The following is a 5909-nucleotide window of genomic DNA, read 5'->3' as shown; positions in this document are numbered from 1 at the left end:
GTACCGCCGCCCACCCCACCGGGGACACCGGCCACGCCCTCGGCGTCGTCACCTGGGCCGCGAGCGCCGGGCGCCTCGGCCACGACGGCGCCGACCGCAGCTACCGCCTCGTCGTGCGCACCAGTGTCGGCGGCAGCGGACTGCGCGTCCGCCTGTCCAACGCCTTCGGGGACCGCCCGCTGCGTGTGACCGCCGTCCACGCGGGCCTGAGCGACCGGGGCGCCGCCGTGCGCGACAACCGGCGGCTCGCCTTCCACGGCCGTCCGTCCGTCACGATCCCCCGGGGCGCCGTCGTCTGGAGCGACCCGCTGCCCGGCCACGTCCCCGCCGGGGCCCTCCTCACCGTCAGCCTGCACACCCCGGACGCCGCGGGACCCGCCACCGGGCACGCGCTGGCCCTGCGCACCTCGTACACCGCCCGGGGCGACCACACCGCCGAGGAGAGCGCCGCCCCCTTCACGCGCACCACGGACTCCTGGTGGTACCTCGACGCCGTCTCCGTACGCCCCGACCACCCCGCCACCGGCGCCGTCGCCGCACTCGGCGACTCCATCACCGACGGCCGGGCCTCCACCCCCGACCGGGACCTGCGCTGGCCCGACGTGCTCGCGAGACGCCTGGCCCGTACGGCGCTCGCGGGCGTCGCCGACGAGGGGATCTCCGGCAACCGGGTCCTCTCCGAGGGCGGCGGCACCAGCGCCCTCGGCCGCCTGGACCGGGACGTGCTGCAGTTGCCCGGCGTGCGCACCGTGATCCTCTTCGAGGGCGTCAACGACCTCAAGGCGGGCACCGGCGTCACGGCCGCCGACCTGATCGCCGGGTACCGCGAGGTCGTACGGCGGGCGCACGCCGCCGGGATGTGCGTGACGGGCGCGACCGTCGCACCGTTTTGGGGCTGGCCGGAGTGGAGCCCGGCCGCCGAGGACGTACGCCAGGAGGTCAACCACCGCATCCGCACCGGCCACGTCTTCGACGCCGTCGCGGACTTCGACCGCGCCCTGCGCGACCCCCGCCACCCCGAGCGGCTGCGGCCCGATTACGACAGCGGCGACCATCTCCACCCGGACGACCGGGGGATGCGGGCCCTCGCCGACGCGGTCGACCTCGCACGGCTGCGCTGCGACCGCTGAACCGGCACCGAGTCGGGTGGACGGCCCGTCAGCGCAGCGTCTGCGCCCAGTCCGCCGGAACCCGCCCGGCCGGGCCCGGCACCGGCTGGTCGGCCGGATGGCTCTCCGGGGGCGCGAGTTCGGGTCCCGAGCTGTAGATCTCGTTCGTGTCGTAGTCCCAGAACCAGCCCTCGCCCGGCTCGTAACTGCGGATGACCGGATGCCCGGTGGCCCGGAAGTGGACGGTGGCGTGCTTGGAGGGCGAGTCGTCGCAGCAGCCGATGTGGCCGCACCGCGCGCAGCGGCGCAGATGGAACCACCAGCCGCCCGTCTTCTCGCACTCCACACAGCCCGTACCGCTCGGCGGCACACTCGGGTCGATCGCGTCCTCGGCGCTCATGCTGCCTCCTCGGGGGTCGGTCCGGGCGCCCGGTCGGGCGCCTCGGCGGTCAACGGTAGGAAGACCTGGAAGCGGGTGTCGCCGGGCACCGACTCGACCTCCAGGGTGCCGTGGTGTTTGTCGACGACGATCCGCCGCGAGATGTCGAGACCCAGTCCGGTGCCCTCACCGGGCGGCTTGGTGGAGAAGAACGGATCGAAGACGCGCTCGCGCAGCTCGGCCGGAATCCCGGGCCCGGTGTCGCGGATCTCCACCAGCGCCCGGTCCCCGTCCCGCGCGGTCCGCACCGTCAGCCGTCCCGAACCGCCCATGGCGGAGACCGCGTTGTCCACGAGGTTGGTCCACACCTGGTTCAGCTCCGCCGGATAACCGGGCACCGGCGGCAGCGCGGCGTCGTACTCCCGGACCACCTCGATGTGCGGGCCGACCTTCGCCGACAGCATCAGCAGGGTGCTGTCCAGGAGTTCGCGCACGTCCACCGGGCGGAACGGCGCCCGGTCGAGCTGCGTGTACTGCTTCGCCGCGTCCACCAGGTGCGAGACGCGGGCGGTGGAGTCCTCGATCTCGTTCATCAGCAGCTCGGTCTCGACGGTGGACTCCAGCCAGCCCATCGCCCGGGGCACCACGTCCTCGCCGACCGCCGCCGCGACCTGCTCCAGCCAGTCGGTGTCGAGGCCCGCCTGCGTGAACGTCGGCGCGTACCGCACGGCCTGCTCGACGCCGTGGTCCTCCATCCAGTCGGCGAGCGCGTCCTCCCGGTCCGCCGCCTCCAGCGGACCGAGCGACGGCGCCTTCGCCACCCGCTCCGCCGTGCGCTCCTGGACCTCCACCAGCCGGGCCAACGTCTCGCGGGAGAGCGGGCCTTCGGCGATCAGCGCGAGCTTGTGCCGCATCTTCGCCACCCGCTCGCGCAGCGTGGAGGTCGCCCGCACCGCCGCCGAGGCCGGGTTGTTCAGCTCATGGGTCAGCCCCGCCGAGAGCGAGCCGAGCGCGAGCAGCCGCTCCCGCCGGGCCACCAGCGCCTGGGCGCTCTTCGAGCCGAAGAACAGCCCCTCCAGCAGATGCGTCGCCATCGGGAACCACTCGTGCATCACGGCCGCGAAGGTCTCGGCGGGCAGCACGAAGAAACGGCTCGGCTCGGTCACCCGCATCGAGTTGTTGTAGACCTGCCGCACCCGGTCTCCGAGATATGCCTGCATGGCGCCCGCGTACACCCCGCGCTGCGCGGTCCGGGTCACCTCCCTGTCCTCGGCGCCGACCCGCCGGGACAGCACCACCGTGCCCTCGATCAGCACGTAGAAGCAGGTCGCGGGCTCGCCCTCGGCGTACACCGGGCCCGGCTCGAACAGCTCCACCCGGCCCTCGGCGCACAGCCGCCCGAGCTGCGCGGGCGTCAGCCGGTCGAACAGGAACAGGGTGCCGATCTCTTGGGGGCTGCACGGCAGCGGGTGCCCGCTCACGACTGCTCCAGATACCGGTGGACGAGCATCACGGCCATCGCTCCCTCTCCCACGGCGGACGCGACCCGCTTGGCCGACTCGGCGCGCACGTCGCCCGCCACGAACACGCCCGGCACATTGGTCTCCAGGTGGTACGGCGGTCGGTCCAGCTCCCAGCCGGCCGGCGGCGTCCCGTCGGGGGTCAGGTCCGGACCCGCGAGGACGAAACCGCGTGCGTCGCGCAGCACGGTCCCGTCCAGCCAGCCGGTCAGCGGGGCGGCGCCGATGAACACGAACAGCCACTGGGCGTCGGTCTGTTCGGTCTCACCGGTCTCGGCGTCGCGCAGCGTCAGCCGCTCCAGACGGCCGTCGCCGTGCGCGCCCACGACCTCCGTATGGCCGCGCACCGAGATGTTGGGGGCCTCCCCGATCTGCTGGACCAGATAGTGCGACATCGACGCCGACAGATCGGCGCCGCGCACCAGCAACGTCACCGACTTGGCGACCCGGGAGAGGAACATCGCCGCCTGGCCCGCCGAGTTGGCGCCGCCCACGATGTACACGTCCTGGTCCTGGCAGGAGGCCGCCTCGGTCAGCGCGGAGCCGTAGAACACCCCGCAGCCGGTCAGCTCCGCGCACCCCTCGGCCGCCAGCCGCCGGTACTGCACCCCGGTCGCCAGGATCACGCTGTGCGCGCCGACCGTCGAGCCGTCCGCGAACCGCACGATCCGCGCGGCCCCGCAGACCTCAAGTCCCGTCACCTCGCGCGTGGTCAGGATCTCGGCGCCGAACCGGGCCGCCTGCCGCCGCGCCCGGTCGGTGAGCTGGGCGCCGGAGACACCGTCCGGGAAGCCGAGGTAGTTCTCGATCCGGGAACTCTGCCCGGCCTGCCCGCCCGTCGCCGAGCGCTCCACCAGCACGGTCCGCAGCCCCTCCGAGGCGCCGTACACGGCCGCCCCGAGCCCGGCGGGGCCGCCGCCGATCACCACCAGGTCGTAGAAGTCGGCCGTCGGCGTCGTCGCCAGGCCCACCCGGGCCGCCAGCTCCGGGGCCTCCGGCTCGACCAGCGCCGAGCCGTCCGGGGTGATCACCAGCGGCAGCCGCCGGCCGTCCGCCCCGGCCGCCGCGAGCAGCCGCCGCCCCTCCGGCTCCTCGGCCGAGTACCAGCGGTACGGCACCTGGTTGCGGGCCAGGAACTCCCGCACGTCCGACGAGCGCGCCGACCAGCGGTGGCCCACCACCTTGGTGCTCGGCACCGGCCGGTGATCGCTCGCGTGCCACGCCTGGAGCAGGTCGTCCAGGACCGGGTAGAGCTTCTCCTCCGGCGGGTTCCACGGTTTGAGCAGGTAGTGGTCCAGGTCCACGACGTTGATCGCGTCGATCGCCGCGCCGGTGTCCGCGTACGCGGTCAGCAGCACCCGGCGCGCCCCGGGGTAGACGTCCATCGCCGCTTCGAGGAACTCGATGCCGTTCATCCGGGGCATCCGGTAGTCGGCGAGCAGCACCGCCACCTGGTCGCCGCGCAGCTTCAGCTCGCGCAGCGCGTCCAGCGCGGACGCGCCGGACTCCGCGCGCACGATCCGGTACGACTCGCCGTAGCGGCGCCTGAGGTCCCGGGCGACGGCGCGGGACACACCCGGGTCGTCGTCCACGGTCAGGATGACCGTACGGGCGGCGTCGGTGGCCTGTGCCATGGGTCTCCCACCCCGAGCGGTCGGATGCACGGGCTTCCCTGCGGCGGTGGCGCGGGTACGGAACACCGCCTTCCGCCCATCGTAGGTGCGGCCGCCCGGCTTCGCCCCGGCGCGGACGTCCTCGCCGCGGGTGGGGAGGCCGTGGTCCGTACGGCCCCGCTTCTGTGACAAGGTCATGACCGAGCGTCGCCCGTGAGGCGCGGCGACGCCCGGACGCGGTGACGACGCGGTGACGACGAGGAGGCCACGCATGACACGCCCGATCACGGCCGGGGTGGACGGTACGCCGGAGAGCCTGGCGGCGCTGGACTGGGCCGCCAGGGAGGCCGTACGCCGAGGGCTGCCGCTGCGCGTGCTGCACGTCTGGCGCCATGTGGAGGCCCCCTCGGCCCCCGATCCGATCGTCCAGCGGGGCTGGGCCGAGACCGCGGCCGCCGAGGCGGTGCGCCCCGTCACCGAACGGCACCCGGGCCTCCACATCAGCCTGGACGTGCCCGAGGGCGTCCCCGCCGAGACGCTGACGAAGGCCGCCGCCGACGCCGAACTGCTGGTGCTCGGCTCGCGCGGGCACGGCGGTGTGGTCGGCTTCCTGCTCGGCTCGGTGGGCGGCCGGGTCGTCGCCGAGGCGTCCCGTCCCGTGGTGCTGGTGCGCGCCGGGGACAAGGCGGCCTCCGAGGCCGCCGGGCGCGAGATCGTGGTGGGCCAGGACGGCAGCCCCGAGGACAGCGCCGCCGCGCTCGGCTTCGCCTTCGAGACGGCCGCCGCGCGCGGCGTCACCGTACGGGTCGTACGCGCCTGGACCCTGCCGCCCGTCTTCGCCTACAGCCCCGCCTCCCTCAAGCTGCTGGACGACGCGGGCGGCCTGGAACCCTACGAGCGCAAGGCCCTCGCCGAGGCCGTACACCCCTGGCGCGAGCGCTACCCCGACGTGCCCGTCTCCGAGCACGTGGAGATGGGCAGCGCGGGACAGGTCCTGCTCTCGGTCTCCGGCGGCGCCCAGCTGGTCGTCGTCGGCCGCCGTCCGCACCACACGGCGGTGACGGCGCGGATCGGGTCGGTGGCGCACGGGGTGCTGCATCACGCGCCGTGTCCGGTGGCGGTTGTGCCGGGGGCGGCGGCGGAGGGGTGAGCGGGGCGCGGGAGGCCGGTCACCGGGCGCCGCCGAGTGGCTGGTTCGCGTCAAGTTCCGCCGCAGACCGGCCTGTTGGCGCGGTGGGTCACAGCCGCCCCGTCGGCTGCCCCCGGTCCGCCCCGGGGCGCCGCGCCT

5 protein-coding genes are annotated in these 5909 nt (G+C 74.6%); 2 read left to right on the top strand and 3 right to left on the bottom strand.

Annotated features, from left to right (window positions below; translation table 11 throughout):
* Nucleotides 1–1130, top strand: a 1130-nt coding sequence (locus GTW40_RS02215) for an SGNH/GDSL hydrolase family protein (RefSeq protein WP_161178449.1), incomplete at its 5' end; no start/stop codon positions are given.
* 28 nt (nt 1131–1158) lie between these two features.
* On the opposite strand, the gene GTW40_RS02210 is transcribed toward GTW40_RS02215, so the two are convergent.
* The 3 genes from GTW40_RS02210 to GTW40_RS02200 are packed head-to-tail and all read right to left on the bottom strand — an operon-like array spanning nt 1159 to nt 4642.
* The gene (locus GTW40_RS02210) at nt 1159–1509 is read right to left on the bottom strand and encodes a UBP-type zinc finger domain-containing protein (protein WP_161178448.1); all 351 of its coding nucleotides are present in this window, start codon (nt 1507–1509) and stop codon (nt 1159–1161) included.
* Nucleotides 1506–2969, bottom strand: a complete 1464-nt coding sequence (locus GTW40_RS02205) for an ATP-binding protein (protein ID WP_161178447.1) — start codon at nt 2967–2969, stop codon at nt 1506–1508. Before GTW40_RS02205 ends, GTW40_RS02210 begins: the two co-directional genes overlap by 4 nt.
* Complete coding sequence (locus GTW40_RS02200; protein WP_161178446.1) at nt 2966–4642, bottom strand: FAD-dependent oxidoreductase; 1677 nt, start codon at nt 4640–4642, stop codon at nt 2966–2968. The genes GTW40_RS02205 and GTW40_RS02200 overlap by 4 nt, the downstream gene beginning before the upstream one ends.
* A gap of 250 nt (nt 4643–4892) precedes the next feature.
* On the opposite strand from GTW40_RS02200, the gene GTW40_RS02195 reads away from it, so the two are divergent.
* A complete protein-coding gene (locus GTW40_RS02195) occupies nt 4893–5771 on the top strand; it encodes a universal stress protein (RefSeq protein WP_161178445.1) in 879 nt (292 codons plus the stop codon).
* Nucleotides 5772–5909: the final 138 nt, after the last annotated feature.

Origin of the sequence: Streptomyces sp. SID4985, assembly GCF_009863025.1 — a bacterium.
In the GTDB taxonomy this organism is placed as follows: domain Bacteria; phylum Actinomycetota; class Actinomycetes; order Streptomycetales; family Streptomycetaceae; genus Streptomyces.
This window is presented reverse-complemented; position numbering and strand designations above follow the sequence as displayed.